The organism is Candidatus Nomurabacteria bacterium (genome assembly GCA_023898665.1).
In the GTDB taxonomy this organism is placed as follows: Bacteria; Patescibacteriota; Saccharimonadia; order Saccharimonadales; family HK-STAS-PATE-42; genus HK-STAS-PATE-42.
This window is the reverse complement of record CP060233.1, coordinates 129,590-143,226: the sequence shown is the minus strand read 5'-3', so window position 1 is coordinate 143,226 and position 13,637 is coordinate 129,590. Positions and strand designations below refer to the sequence as shown.

Sequence of the window (13,637 nt, the reverse complement as noted above, 5' to 3'; positions counted from 1 at the left end):
TAATATCAAAAGGAGAAAATAAAATGAGCCTTACATCAAAACTAAAAAGTGTTTTTAAAAAGACAGAAAAAGTAGCTGAATCAACAGCTAAAAAAGCTGTAAAGGCTGCTGATGTTAACAAAGATGGCAAAGTAAACGCCAAGGATGTTAAAGCTGCTGGAGCAAAAGTTTCAAAGACCGCTTCAAAAGCTACTAGTACAGCAAAGAAGAAAGTCGCCTCAAAAAAGAAGTAATAATCTTTCTTACTAAATTAAAATAACCACCAGATTTTGGTGGTTATTTGTTAAAATGATTATTCAGAATAACTTATTATTCTGATCCTCCATTGTTTAAGCTTAGTGCCTTACTAAATACAAACTTAACGATAGTCTGAGAAATCAACACAATAATTAAACCGACTAATGCATAAAGAATTGTGTTCTTCGCAGACTTAGTTGCATCATCACTCCCTCCGCTCGTTATGTACTTGAATCCACCATAAATTATCATAATTACAGATACTGCACCTACGATAATTGAGAAAAGGTTAATTAGATTATTAACAAGTTGTGCAAGCTGGTCGTTTCCGTCTCCCTCAGCGCAATTAGTATCTGTGCTGATTGTTCCACCAGTATCGTTCAATACCGTATTAACACCTCTACAAACACCGTCGTTAAACGATTCTGCACTCGAAGGCGCTGGTACTAAAGCGACTGAACTTAGCACAAAAGCAAAAGCTACAGTTAAACTTAATAATTTTTTAATTAATTTCATAGTATTTATTATTACCTTCTTTAAATTAGGGTAGTTTAGCAGAGTACCACCTTTATAATCTTTAGCTTATAGTACCAGGGTTCCTATTGTCAATAATCAAAACAGCCGCAGGGTCTTCTGTAGACTCCGGAATGTTCTGCAATGTTTTAGCTTGTCTAAATACAAAGTAGACAATACTTTGCGCGATCAGCACGACCACCAATCCAATCGCCGCATAAATAATAGTATTTCGAGCGGCCTTAGTACTATCGGCATCTCCACCGCTCGTTACAAATTTAAATCCACCATAAATTATCATTATCACAGCAACTGCACCAAGAATAATAGAAAAAGTATTTATAAGAGATTTTATCGGCTGCTTTGCAATCTCCTCTGCCGTTCTGCCATCCGCATTACAATCAACTCCCAAGCTCTCTAGTCCTGCACAAGCCTGATTACCAGCATCATTACTCGCACTAACAACTGGTACTACTACTAACGTAGAAAATATAATTATTAAGCTTAACGCTAAACTTTTTAATCTCTTCATTTATTTACTTGCATTATTAACTAATCCTATTACAAAGTTTATAATCAAATTGCTAGAAATTACAACTACAATACCCACAAGCGCATAAATAATCATCTTTCTACCGGACGTGACAGAATCACTGTTACCACCGCTTGTAATAATCTTAGCTCCTCCAATAATAAGATAGACTGCTGCCAACAAACCTGTTAGCCATGAGAGAAGGTTAAGAACCTTCTTAATAATCCCGTTTTTACCCAGCAAAGTCTCGTCAGATGTTGGACTCTGCTCAACATCTTTCAGGTCACAGATAGACTTTTGTTCATCAGTTGCCTCTGGTAGATCATCCTTGATGTTCTCACAGAAACATTTTAGAGGATCAGCGGGGTTAGGATCACAATCTACTAGAGCAGATGACTGCGCACCAAATCCGAAAAACATTACTATAAATAAATAGCTCAGCATTAACCCTGCTCGTAATAATCTTGCTATCCTCTTCATATTTTTTATTTTATTTTGCTGTACCTATCTTAAATACCCAGGTGATAATCGTATAGCTCATTAATATTAGAAATAGACCTAAAGATGCAAAAATTATAGTTTGTGTCGCTTTCTTGGCTTTTTCTGCATTACCAGATGAGGTCACATAGTTCATCCCTGCAATTACTAAGAAGTAGAGAGCAACTACAGCAGCTGCCACAAAGACTAGATTCTTAACATTAGTTACCAAATTACTAGTATTCGCATTAGGTAGGCCTGCATCTTCGTATATATTAGAAAGCTTAAATAATAGGGTAGCAAACATAACCCTAGTTTAACACAAAAAAACTCATTAGGGGATAAGCAATGGAGTTTACTTTTGGGCTAATCTTCCTGCGAAAAAACTAATAAATGCAGTTGCTGAGATTGCAATACCTAGACCAATAGCCGCATTCAAAAGAGTGGTACCTGCTTTGCTAATATTTTCAGAGTTCCCACCAGACGTTAGATACATAAACCCCCCATATATTAAGTAAATAAATGCCGCAAGACCAGCGATCCTAATCAATATCTCAGTTATAGCAGCAACAATTAGCAAAATATTATTTATTGGGATCTTCTCATCATCGATTGTTTTTAAAGTAGGCTGACAAACAACTTTCTCTTCATAGCCCCCCGCCTTCAGTGGCACAATCTGTAAAGATCCTTCAGCAGGGAGATATTTGTACCAAGTTGGCACCCCCAACAGCGAGTTGTCCTCAACATCACAAGATTCACCGACACTCAGTGCACTAGCATTTTTTGCACCAATTAAGCTTAGTGAAAGTGCAGTAAAAATAAAAACTAAAATTATTCTTTTATAAAATCTCATAAAGCTTAACCTGGTAATATCCAATTTAATACCGCCGCAGAAAACAGATATATAGCCAAAACCATAACATTACTTGCCAATCTCGCTTTAGCTTTTTCTACCTTCTCACTTGAACCGCCTGCGGTAGTGTACTGAATTCCAGCGACAATAGTACTTATAATTAAGACCGCACCAATTAAAAGAGTCAAAAGCTGAGTAAAGTCAGCAAGATAACCATATATCTCAGAGAGCTCCCTCGTTTCAGTAACTGCAATTAAACTTAATCCAGCGATCATATCAAAAATTATACACCACTTATATAAGCTGGAAATTAAGCAGTTTTGTTGTTAACATTATTATATAAGTAAAATCAAAAATGACCCCTCAAAAAAATCAACGAAATAAAATCTACATAGTTGGTGGAATCGCTGTTTTGAGCGCTATTCTTATAGTAGGTATGCTACTTCAAGGTAACAGCAAAGATAAGAATATTGACAATACATTATATTCTTTAGATGGACGATATTTCTCATATAGCATACCTAAAGACTTTGAGGTTACCTCATCTACACCAGAGTCCATTACCTCAACATATGTTGGAGATAGTGAAAACTTAAAAAATAGCTCAATAGAAATTACACGCTTTATAAAAAAAGATAGCTCAAGCGACGACATAAGCAAGTTAAAGGGTCTCCTGGAGCTGAGTAATTTGCCTAAAGACGACCTTAAGGTAGTAGTGCTTTCAGACGGAACAAGGCTTCTACTTGACTCAATAAATGGAACAATGTCTAAAATTTATGGAATAAAACAAAACTATATATGGCTCATAACAATCAATGCTACGAATAAAGAATCCTTAGACTATATTACTGAAACCTCAAAGTTTTTAGTGGGGGAAATTGAAGAAAAATAAGTATGATCAAAAAAAGATTAAACAGGATCTTGTGTTTATTGTTTTTACTGCCACTACTTACTGCATTAGTAACTGTTAGTAGTGGTCAAGCAGATGCCTCCACACCAACCAACTCCCCTATACCGGCACAATATCTTACCGCTCGCTGGGTTAACGCAATTGCAAGATGCACACTAGCCACAGACGATGGGGGTAGTCCAGCACTTAAAGAGAGCTTAGACTCTTCAGAGTATGCAAGAATGGACATCTTTAGAACAGGTGAAGGCAATAAAGGGAGATTAACCGTAGGGCATGACCTCGAATACTCTGGAGGAGTCAGTGGAGACGATGGAGTTGTGGCCTGTGAGGAGTTAGTAGTACCAGGAAAAAGCAGAATTTCTGAGGCTTTCGGGAGTACCTCAGATTTTATAGATCTTTTTTATGACAAGGTAGGTTCGCAATATAACCGTAAAGACGAAACCGAAAGAATAAAAGCCTCTGAGAAACTTCTTGCCAGCCTTTTTGTTGGGGCAGCCGACACTGGTGATATTGAAAAAATAAGATATTCGATAGCATTTGCGGAATGTTTTAAAGAGTCAACAGACGGCACAAGCGATATATCAGGACTCTCCAAAGACTATAAGTATGTGAACGGAAAGGACGATGGTTCAAACATCCCTGTGGGCATTGGAGACATCGAAAAAGTAACCTGTTCGCGTCTCGCGTCTCGTGCTCAATCGGGCAATCTTGACCTTATAACCTTCATGTCTGAAAACAACGTCACCACAAGTATACTCCGCAACAACCCTCAAAACCTATATGCAAATATACGTGCCTCTAATTTAAGTGAAGTTGTAGATAGTGCTGTTAGAGGACCCATGCTTTCACTCTTAAATTCGAATCCAGACATCATTAAATTCTGTACTGCCGCAGCGTCCCTACCAGTAATAGGCACAGATTCTATTGCAGAATGGTTAATTTCAGGAGAAATTAAAGACAACCTCGTTTACACTGGAGCAGGCTCTAGTACTATTGAAGCAACAAGCGAACAAGCTAACACACTAAAAACTTGCCTACTTTCTGACCCGGCCTTTGGGACCAGCCTCAAGTCAATGTTAAGCCAACTTGGTATCGCAACCGAAGGCATAGCAGACGACCTTACAAACAACACGGGCACCTCATCTTCTAGCAGTAGTGCCTCAGAAGCTGACGCATGTCTTAGCTCTGATGATTTCTTAGGCTGGTTTGTCTGTCCAGTGATAGACAAAATAATAAGTTTTACGGAAGTACTCCAAGGAACTATAGAAACTGCTCTGAAGTTTAAGGTTGACGAAATCGGTACAAGCACCGAAGGCGCTCAATCTATAAAGGATAGTTGGAATATTTTCAGAAGTCTAGGAACAATACTCTTAATAATTGGATTCTTAATTGCATTACTTGTTAAAGCTATAAAAGGATAAAATAAAGAAAGATGTTTAGCGCATACGACATAAAAAAGATCATACCAAGGGCTGTTATGGCTTTAGTGGGCATAAATCTTTCTTGGGCACTAATGGATATTTTTATTAGAGCCGTTAACGCGCTGGGTGAATCTGCGTATGGTCTTATTCTTGCTCCATTCTCAGGCACACTCACAACAATTGATTTTAGCGGTACTGGCAACACTTTTAGTGCCGTCTTAGCAGTTGCCCTAGGCCTCGCAATCGGCTCAGTAGGGCTTGGTCTTATACCAATCTTAGGGGTAGCAGTCGCGGGCGCCACCGGCATATTACTGGCCTTCGCAGTAGTTATGATTCGGAGGGTTGCCTTAATCGGCTTAATAATAGTGGCCCCCCTAGCCATAGCGGCAGGGATTTTACCTCAAACAGAAAGTTGGTTTAAGAAGTGGTGGGACTGGTTCAGCAAGTTAATGCTAATGTACCCGTTTGTCATGGCATTTTTTGCTCTTAGTCGTGTTGCATCAGGAATAATTAGTCAAGGAGGAGATAGTGGCGCAGCGGGAATGCTTTATCAACTCGGGGCAGTCGCCATACTAATAGCTCCGTACTTCCTGATAGGTAAGGCCTTTAGTCTAGCGGGCGGAGCAATAGGTAAAGTTGCAGGCATAGTCAACAATAAGGACAAAGGACTCATCGACAAAACCAAAAAATGGGAAGCTGGCCGTGTTGCAGAACGACGAACTGATGCCAGGGCAGGTAGTAGATATGGCGGTAGAAACTTCGTTACAAGGGGGATTAATACAGCACTTAGAAGCGCTGCAAACCCTCGCACAGTCATTGGTACACAAGAAGAGAGAGATGCAAGAGTGCTCGCAGCGATACAGCAAAATGCCGGATCAATGGAGGCAAGGATGGCCAGGTTTGAAGAGCAACGCACAGCAGTTAAAGAGCCTAACCAAAGACGAGCTCAGAATTGGTATGGTTTCGCCTAACAAAAGCAGCCAAGGCAGCAGTCGAGAGGTTTATTCAAGAAGAGGTTGCCAAAGGGGTAATGCTGATGAGGCCAGGGCTAAATGGAATGCGGCTCTTGCCGGCTGGAACAGCAAAGCAGGTACCCTGGACTCAGAGGCATCAACTTGGGCGCTCAACAAGGGAGCTGAACTTGGGGTGGGCACCGCAGACGACATCTCGGCGGGCACATCTCTAATCAGCCAGAACCTTGGTGCCCCAGGGATTATTGGAGGAGGAGCACAGCCCGGCAACATTGGCGGAGCCCTCTATGGGCGCTGGCTTCAGAACCAACTTGGCGTGCAGCCGGTAACGCTCTAGGCTACCGCACCAACCGCTCAAGATGCTGCGGGAGTTTGCTAGCCTGAGCCCCACTGACCAGGCTAGCACAATCGGAAGTGTAGATGGTATATTCTCAGGAGACAAGGCTTTACCGTATGATGGACTAGGAAAGGTTAAATTGGAGCAAGCTAAAACCATTAGAGTTGTTAAGGGTCAGCAAGTGCAGACTATCCTCGCAAGAGCCGCAGCAGGCACTATTACTCAAGAACAAGCTGAAGCTCAACTTAAGAGCACACCCAACATGCCCTAACAATGGCCCAAGCAGCCGGTGAACAAAATAACACCGGAGCAGCAGAAGAGGCGGCGGGCATAATCGAGGACATGCGAACGGCTATAGATGCCCATAACAGAAGTCTGCCACCTCTGCCTCTTGGAGCAGCCCCAAGGAGCATTAATGCAACTGGTGTAGAAAACACTGCCTGGGATCAAGCCAAAGCTGATAGGTAAAAGTCCATTAAAAAGTAGTAACTCATGACCAAACATCTATCTACAATAAGAGAAGAGCGCATTCATCCGGCACCGGCACCAAGAGGCATAGTGAACTACCTGGCTGAAAATGGATAGACCCGACACTTCCTCCAGATGTCATAAGAGCTCAAGCCGGATCTATAGCAATAGGTAATATCGCAGTATCTTTAAGCACGGACTTTAGCGAAGCAGTTAGCTCAATCCCATACAGCGAGTTAAGGACAGAAGATACTTTAGATACTGTTTCTGCGGCAGTAAAAAGCGCTCAAGAGCAAGCAGAGCAATTAGCATTAAGAGACGCAGCAGGCCGCTAGGTATGTCGTTACGCGACGTAGCCCAGAAAAGACTTTAGACGGGAGAACTCCAAACAATGCGCAAAACACACCATTTTATAGCCAAAGCCCGCACAGAACTTCGCCAATTGGAGGATTAAGGCCAAACGAGGGTACCATGACCTTGGCCGACAAACAGACGCATAGCCGTACTAAGAGGAGACATAAAAGAGCAGAAAAGCCGACAGCAAGTTCAGAAAGAAGGAAAACCCGCAAAAGAGAACGCAGAGACGCCAGACGCCAGAGCAAGATGGTTGAAGCCGGCTATACCGAAGAAAGAATATCCGCCACTATGGATACTAGAGGAGAAGTTACCTCGGTTTTACAAAGGCAAACAAGAGAGGCAAGGAGAGAAGGAGCAAATCCGAAGACGAGGAGACAAGGAATCAAGTAGGAAGAATAGGGAAGGTCGTAGTCGGTCCTGATGGCAGGAGGTACATTGTAAAAGATTTGAGTCTCAACCTGCCCAAGGCTTTAAAGTTATTGGATATAAACCACCCAAGCCAGGCGCTAAACCACACGAGATTGGCGACCCAATTTACGAGCCTGGACTAGACGGACTAGGCCAGCAACTTCCAGAAACCCTACATGAGCTCTACATAAAAGTTGGGGACGAATATAAGCTTGTACCAAGAGATGATACCTACTTAAGCGGCCGAGTTAGGCAGGGAGGCGATGACGGCAGATTCTACTTCATGGATGACAGAGGCAATCCTATTCCTGCCGATCCAAACGGCATGGAAAGATGACTCCTTTAACCCAATCGATGACATAGTCGTACTACAGAAGCGTTTTACACAGGTGCAGAAGCCATCGAGATGATCACAGAAGGGAACGGAATAGATTTATCCGACTGGACTATACGAATCGGCGATCTCGCACAGCATATCGATGATAAGACGTTTAGTTTTGCTAGATGATGCTAAACGCAAACTTGATGAACACCTGGTATTTGTACCGTCCGATGAAGTTATTGATCCCGACTACGAAACAACCCATCCAGGGAGACACATTAATGACCCTGAGAACATGCAACCAATACCCACCCTTGAGCCGGGCATATTGCCGCCATACGATCTTTCTCAAGACCCAGATCACACACAGGAGAGCCTAGAAAAAAGGCTTAGCGGCCACTTTAGGCGTTTTGATATAGCTGAAAGAAAACACTCATGACGCTCATGGGTCATTTTGAAAGGTTCTACTATGTTGATCCAGTCACTACTCGTACTAGAAAGATATTAGAACATCAGCAGATATACGGAGGTGAGAGAGTTAAGGAGGGTAGAAAGAAAGGACTAAGAGCTAGGGCAGATAGACTTTCAAGTTAAAAACATTATTGGATTAAACTTGCTATAATCTTTAACTGAAAAGATACTATGGCAAGACACACCGTACCACAAGATGTAGAAACAGCCGATAAGTTAATTGGCTTCTTGAGCTTAAAGCAGTTTTTATTTGTTTTGGCAGGTTTTGGCGGACTATTTTTAGCCTACACCTTTGCTAGAGTAAATATCCTACTTGCTCTACCATTCTTACCATTTGTTTTTGTCACCTTTGTACTAGGTTTATACCAGCGTCATGACCAACCAGTGGAAGTATTTTTAGCTTCGTGGCTTAAGTTTAAGTTCGCACCCAAAACTCGCGTCTGGGACCAAGAAGGCTATGAGCAACATGTTATTGTAACTGCACCAAAAAAAGTAGAAATAGACTATACAAAAGGTCTTAGCAGAGAAGATGTCTATAGCAACTTTAGCGGGCTTGGCTCTAAGCTTGATACAAGAGGATGGTCAACGCGAGGAGTAATGTCAGCCAACGCTCAAGACTTAGGAACAGGAGAAAGCGAAAGATTAATTAGTCTTAAAGAAGTAGAGGCTCTTAAGCAAAAGTACAAACCTAAAGAATCTAACATAATAGACGTATTCGATGCGAACAATTCTCCAATAGCAACGCGAGTAGAAGTAGATGTAGACAAGGCTGCACAAATAGCAAACAGTACCGCTAGCCAAATCCTCTCTTCTCAGCCACTTAACTTAATTAATGATGATGGTGACAACCAGTCTCATATAATAAACTCCCCAGAAGTAGCTCAAAAAGTACAAGACCTAGCTCAGTCAGATGCACCACTATCCACCATATCGGAGCAAGCAGAAGCAACAATAAGTAAAGATCAGCTAGAACAGGGTGCCGAATTCAGCTTACGCTAAATTAAGGCCCAAAGCTTTTCTTCTTCTTTTCTATCCAGGCTTTTGATTGCCTAACAAGTAGAGAAGAGTCCTTAGGGTCTTGTAGAAGAGGTTTGATTGCTTCTTCACTATAGATACCATTTTGAGACCCTTTAACCAAGACAACCATCCCTGCGACTAGCTTATTCTGAAGATAGTTACCTGCTTTATATGGTGTAGAAAACCATTTAAATGGTATCTGAGAGGTTGCTAAGATTGGCTTATAATATTTCTTAGCTAAAGCTCCAATTAAAACGACCTCCTGAAGCTTCTTTTCTTTTAGATAAACAGCGACCTCCGTGTGAGTCTCCTGTTCAATATCAGTGCTAAGTTCATTAATTCCGCCCAAAACAGCTATTCGTCTCGGTGTATTAAATTCATATAAGAGATCCAGCGAAGCAATACTCACATTAGCACCAACATTGTTGTAACTATCATCGATTATTATCGAGCCTCTCTTACCTGCAATTAATCTTCCTCTCCCTGGGGCAGGCAATATACTTTCTAGTACTCTTGCCGAGGCCGTAGTACTTAAGTTTAGGCTTTTAGCAACCAAAAGAGCGGCAGCTATAACAAAACCAGAGTGTAGATGCAAAAGAGAAGTCCTAATCTTATTATCATAACCATCAATCTTCACAAAAATCTCACGCTTAGTCTTAAGTCCAATATCAACCAAGCTTCCCACTCTCACAACCGCACTATTAGACTTCTCTGTACCAAACCACATAATACTAAGTCCCGATAAAATAATATCTTTTTGGTACTTCTTAGGTATCAAATCGCTATTAGCAACTATCATTTTAGAATATTTAAGAACTTCCAGCTCTTCTCGTACGACTTCATCAAAAGATCTAAAGTTAACCATATGCTCAGGAGTAATAGCGCTTATTACGCAGAGATCAAGGACCCCAAATCTTCCGAACTGCCTCATCTCTCCAGGTGTATCAGTACCGATCTCAATTACAGCATAGTCATAATCAATATCTATTTTACTAGCTCTTTTAAGCTTAAAAAAAGCTTTTAAAACTGATACTGGACTTTGTACATTTGGGTAATCTACACCCAACAAAACAAACATAGAGGCAAACGGATCATTATAGGCACCCTCGTGCACAAGTACCTTTTTGCCAGAGGACCTCAATATCTCTACTACAGCAAATTTCGTAGAAGTCTTTCCTACGCTTCCTGAGATCCCGATCAACTTCATCTGGCTATTAAGCTTAAGGAACCTCCTTACGTAATGACCGTACAGACCAATCAGAAATCTCTTTGTTTGCTTCTTAAGAATTACACTTATATTTAAAGACATTTATACGTTAAGTATACCCTAACAAAAAATAGTTTAGATAATTAATCTTCTATCTTAATGGATAAATAGGTACTTGCCGAACTCACTAGTAGGGACAGTTCTATAGGTAACTCTTCCCCATGTAGGGTAATTCATATCACTAACTAGCAAACTGCCGTCACTATTAACTCCCTCTACAAAGGCCACGTGGCCAGCTCCACCAATATTTCTGTGCCACAATACATCACCTGCTCTCGGATTACCATCAACAGCATAACCTAGAGAAGATGCAACTGATGCCCATCTAATTGCATTCCCCATTCTATTAGGGATTGGTCGTCCTATACCCGCTCTTCTATTGGCTGCATGCCAAGTACAATAGCCACGACTATAAGTGTTACCTCCACCAAAAACAGGGTTAGCAGCGTAACCATAACTAGTTGCAGCAGAAGACGCTCTTCGAGAACTCCTTGCAACTACAGTAGTTCTTGGACTTCCGTTAGGGACAATAATTTGCCTGCCAGCAGGAATCTGAGCATTGATATCAATATCATTAAAGAGAGCAATCTCCTCTGCCGATGAGCTTGTGCTATCAGCAATGCTCTTAGGTGTATCGCCTGATTTAGCAACTACCAATACACCAGTTATTGGTAATATCTTAAGTGTAGTACCTGGCGCAACAGAATCGCCAATTAGGTTATTCGCCCATCTCACTGTATCCGGCGTAATAGAGAATTTATCAGCAACTCCCGGAACCGTGTCTCCGTTAACTGTTACATATTCAGTGACTTCTCTAACAGAATCACTAGCAATAGTAGTTTGAGGCTTATCAACAATATCAGCCTGAATTGGCGCAACAACCTTTTGTAGAACTAATGTATCCCTATATTCATTTACATTGCTTTCAACTAACATGTTCGACTCTTGTCCAACGACAGCAGCTAAATCGGCCGATTGAATATCAGATGTTGAAGCATTTATCTCATCTTTAGAAGTATTCAACACGCTCAGTGGAGAGTTTTTTGACTCACTAATTCTGGCACTAATAAAAGTTTCAGATGCAGGTCTTGAACTCAAACTTTGAGGCTTTGCTCCAAGAACAAAGAGCGCTACAACAGAGGTAATAACAACACCTGTTAAGACCGTAAATAACTTTTTTCTATTAACTAAACTTAATCTCGCCCTTAAGGGTTTTATTAAATTTAGTTTTTTAAATTTCTGTTCCCTAATCAGGGTTTTTCTTCTAATACGAATACTTCCTCCTTACGCTATCATCTCAAATTAAAATATTTTTTATACTTAATAAATTAGATTACTAATAAGATTTAGCGTAAACCACCCCTAGACTGTATAAATTAAATACTCAGCTAGTGTACAACATTATACTTCAATTATTTGCACAAATCAATGTTTTCACACCATAAATCCACACCCTCTAACAGGTTAAACCTTACTGTATGTGTATAACTTATAGTTATTTTAAAGACTCTTACTACGTATACCACACAACACCTGTGGAAAACTCATTTAATTTAACTTATACTTAAGACTTATAAGAAAAGTTACTGGGAGAGGGTACAATGGATCAAGCCGACTATTCACTTGTATGGCAAAGCGTCTTAGAAGACGTTAAAAAGGAGCTAAGTGAAGCTAACTTCAAAACGTGGTTTCTATCAACTCGTCTTGACAGTATAGATGATAAGACTGCCTCGGCAGTTATAACTACACCTAATAATTTTGTTAGTAAGAATCTTCAGGATCGTTATATAAACCGAATATTAACTCTTCTTAAAAAGCATTACCCAATAACCGAAGTGACACGGATTGATTTTAAAGTTGCTGGCTCAAAAAGAAGTAGCGCGCGTAAAACAACAGCGTCAGAACTAGATCAATCAAGTAAAACTACTTCTCAAAGAAATTCTTACAGTACTACATCGTTTAATACAAAAAAAGACCGTAGAGGTATTATTCTGCCTATTAATCCAAAATACAGTTTTAATAATTTCATCGTGGGTGGTAGTAACGAGTTAGCATACACAGTAGCTCAAGCAATAGCGAAAGAACCAGGACAAAGATTTAATCCTCTTTTTTTATATGGCGGAGTAGGTCTTGGTAAGACACACCTTATGCAAGCAGTTGCCAATGCAATTATAGAAAACTTTCCCGAGAAGAATGTCGTTTACACTTCCACTCAAACATACATAAACGATTTTCTCGACAGCATACGAAATAAAACGGCCAGTAGTTTCTCTGAAGTCTACAATAATGCAGATGTGTTAGTAATTGATGATATTCAATTTATAGCCGGAAAAGACAAAACGATGGAAGAATTCTTTCATACTTTTAATATCCTCCATCAAAATAACAAACAGATCATTTTGTCAGCAGATCAACCTCCAAGATCCATACCAACACTGCCAGATAGACTTAGATCGAGATTTGAATGGGGAATGACCGTAGATATACAATCTCCAGACTTCGAAACAAGGTGTGCAATTGTTCAGTCTAAGGCTAAATCACAAGATATAGAGCTCGAATATGAAGTAGTAGAGTTTATAGCCTCTAATATTAAAAATAATATACGAGAGTTAGAAGGGGCTATAAATCAAATAATTGTCTTATGTCAAGTTCAAAATATTAAACCAGATTTAGACCTAGTTAAGAATATTCTTAAGTCTAGTACAAAAACTCCTACGAGATTCACATCACGACAAATTATTACAGTCTGTTGCGATCACTTCGGTATAGAAGAGTCAGACGTACTTAGCTCGCGTCGAGACAAGGAGATCGCTTTAACACGTCAAATAGCAATGTATCTAATGCGTACAGAACTTAAGATGTCCTTGCCAAAAATTTCTTCTGCAGTTGGCAGAAAGGACCACACTACTGCTATGCACTCTATTGGTAAGATTACAAAAAATCTAGATGATGATTTCAATCTAAGACGACATGTTGGAGCAATTAGACAAAAACTTTATGAGTAACATGAAGGGTTTAATTTTATGAGAGTATTAAATTTAATTATGTGTAAACTTATGTTCATAACGAGTGGATT

The 13,637-nt window shown here is 40.2% G+C and carries 20 protein-coding genes; 12 read left to right on the top strand and 8 right to left on the bottom strand.

Annotated features, from left to right (window positions below; genetic code table 11):
* Positions 1–23 precede the first annotated feature (23 nt).
* On the top strand, positions 24–233 hold the full coding sequence (locus H6799_00830) for a hypothetical protein (GenBank protein USN97631.1): 210 nt from the start codon (positions 24–26) through the stop codon (positions 231–233).
* A gap of 76 nt (positions 234–309) precedes the next feature.
* Here the strand turns inward: H6799_00830 and H6799_00825 are convergent, their stop codons facing one another.
* The 6 genes from H6799_00825 to H6799_00800 all read right to left on the bottom strand — a co-directional run bounded on the left by H6799_00825 (position 310) and on the right by H6799_00800 (position 2,887).
* On the bottom strand, positions 310–753 hold the full coding sequence (locus tag H6799_00825) for a hypothetical protein (GenBank protein ID USN97630.1): 444 nt from the start codon (positions 751–753) through the stop codon (positions 310–312).
* Positions 754–814: 61 nt separating this feature from the next.
* Positions 815–1,282 carry a hypothetical protein gene (locus tag H6799_00820; protein USN97629.1) on the bottom strand — a complete coding sequence of 156 codons (468 nt, stop codon included), beginning with the start codon at positions 1,280–1,282 and terminating at the stop codon, positions 815–817.
* Entirely contained in the window at positions 1,283–1,702 is a 420-nt protein-coding gene (locus H6799_00815; GenBank protein USN97628.1) for a hypothetical protein, read from the bottom strand.
* A gap of 70 nt (positions 1,703–1,772) precedes the next feature.
* Positions 1,773–2,066 carry a hypothetical protein gene (locus H6799_00810; GenBank protein ID USN97627.1) on the bottom strand — a complete coding sequence of 98 codons (294 nt, stop codon included), beginning with the start codon at positions 2,064–2,066 and terminating at the stop codon, positions 1,773–1,775.
* A 48-nt stretch (positions 2,067–2,114) separates the two neighbouring features.
* Entirely contained in the window at positions 2,115–2,612 is a 498-nt protein-coding gene (locus tag H6799_00805) for a hypothetical protein (protein ID USN97626.1), read from the bottom strand.
* A 5-nt stretch (positions 2,613–2,617) separates the two neighbouring features.
* The gene (locus tag H6799_00800; protein USN97625.1) at positions 2,618–2,887 is read right to left on the bottom strand and encodes a hypothetical protein; all 270 of its coding nucleotides are present in this window, start codon (positions 2,885–2,887) and stop codon (positions 2,618–2,620) included.
* A gap of 80 nt (positions 2,888–2,967) precedes the next feature.
* On the opposite strand from H6799_00800, the gene H6799_00795 reads away from it, so the two are divergent.
* The 10 genes from H6799_00795 to H6799_00750 all read left to right on the top strand — a co-directional run bounded on the left by H6799_00795 (position 2,968) and on the right by H6799_00750 (position 9,276).
* On the top strand, positions 2,968–3,504 hold the full coding sequence (locus H6799_00795) for a hypothetical protein (GenBank protein USN97624.1): 537 nt from the start codon (positions 2,968–2,970) through the stop codon (positions 3,502–3,504).
* Positions 3,505–3,506: 2 nt separating this feature from the next.
* Entirely contained in the window at positions 3,507–4,943 is a 1,437-nt protein-coding gene (locus H6799_00790) for a hypothetical protein (protein USN97623.1), read from the top strand.
* A gap of 11 nt (positions 4,944–4,954) precedes the next feature.
* Positions 4,955–5,914 (top strand): type IV secretion system protein, encoded by a 960-nt coding sequence (locus H6799_00785; protein ID USN97622.1) that lies wholly within the window; start codon positions 4,955–4,957, stop codon positions 5,912–5,914.
* Positions 5,901–6,251: a hypothetical protein gene (locus tag H6799_00780; GenBank protein USN97621.1), complete on the top strand. Its 351-nt coding sequence runs from the start codon at positions 5,901–5,903 to the stop codon at positions 6,249–6,251. Before H6799_00785 ends, H6799_00780 begins: the two co-directional genes overlap by 14 nt.
* A 22-nt stretch (positions 6,252–6,273) precedes the next feature.
* Positions 6,274–6,522, top strand: a complete 249-nt coding sequence (locus H6799_00775; GenBank protein USN97620.1) for a hypothetical protein — start codon at positions 6,274–6,276, stop codon at positions 6,520–6,522.
* 2 nt (positions 6,523–6,524) lie between these two features.
* Positions 6,525–6,719, top strand: a complete 195-nt coding sequence (locus H6799_00770) for a hypothetical protein (protein ID USN97619.1) — start codon at positions 6,525–6,527, stop codon at positions 6,717–6,719.
* Positions 6,720–7,190: 471 nt separating this feature from the next.
* Positions 7,191–7,466: a hypothetical protein gene (locus tag H6799_00765; GenBank protein ID USN97618.1), complete on the top strand. Its 276-nt coding sequence runs from the start codon at positions 7,191–7,193 to the stop codon at positions 7,464–7,466.
* A 497-nt stretch (positions 7,467–7,963) separates the two neighbouring features.
* Complete coding sequence (locus H6799_00760; protein ID USN97617.1) at positions 7,964–8,245, top strand: hypothetical protein; 282 nt, start codon at positions 7,964–7,966, stop codon at positions 8,243–8,245.
* Positions 8,242–8,400, top strand: a complete 159-nt coding sequence (locus H6799_00755; protein ID USN97616.1) for a hypothetical protein — start codon at positions 8,242–8,244, stop codon at positions 8,398–8,400. Before H6799_00760 ends, H6799_00755 begins: the two co-directional genes overlap by 4 nt.
* Positions 8,401–8,448: 48 nt before the next feature.
* A complete protein-coding gene (locus H6799_00750; protein ID USN97615.1) occupies positions 8,449–9,276 on the top strand; it encodes a PrgI family protein in 828 nt (275 codons plus the stop codon).
* Between the two features lies 1 nt (position 9,277).
* Here the strand turns inward: H6799_00750 and H6799_00745 are convergent, their stop codons facing one another.
* A complete protein-coding gene (locus tag H6799_00745) occupies positions 9,278–10,501 on the bottom strand; it encodes a hypothetical protein (GenBank protein USN97614.1) in 1,224 nt (407 codons plus the stop codon).
* Positions 10,502–10,657: 156 nt separating this feature from the next.
* The gene (locus tag H6799_00740; GenBank protein ID USN97613.1) at positions 10,658–11,659 is read right to left on the bottom strand and encodes a LysM peptidoglycan-binding domain-containing protein; all 1,002 of its coding nucleotides are present in this window, start codon (positions 11,657–11,659) and stop codon (positions 10,658–10,660) included.
* A gap of 503 nt (positions 11,660–12,162) precedes the next feature.
* Here H6799_00740 and dnaA point away from each other — a divergent pair.
* A complete protein-coding gene (dnaA, locus tag H6799_00735) occupies positions 12,163–13,566 on the top strand; it encodes a chromosomal replication initiator protein DnaA (protein USN97612.1) in 1,404 nt (467 codons plus the stop codon).
* The last annotated feature ends 71 nt before the right edge of the window (positions 13,567–13,637 follow it).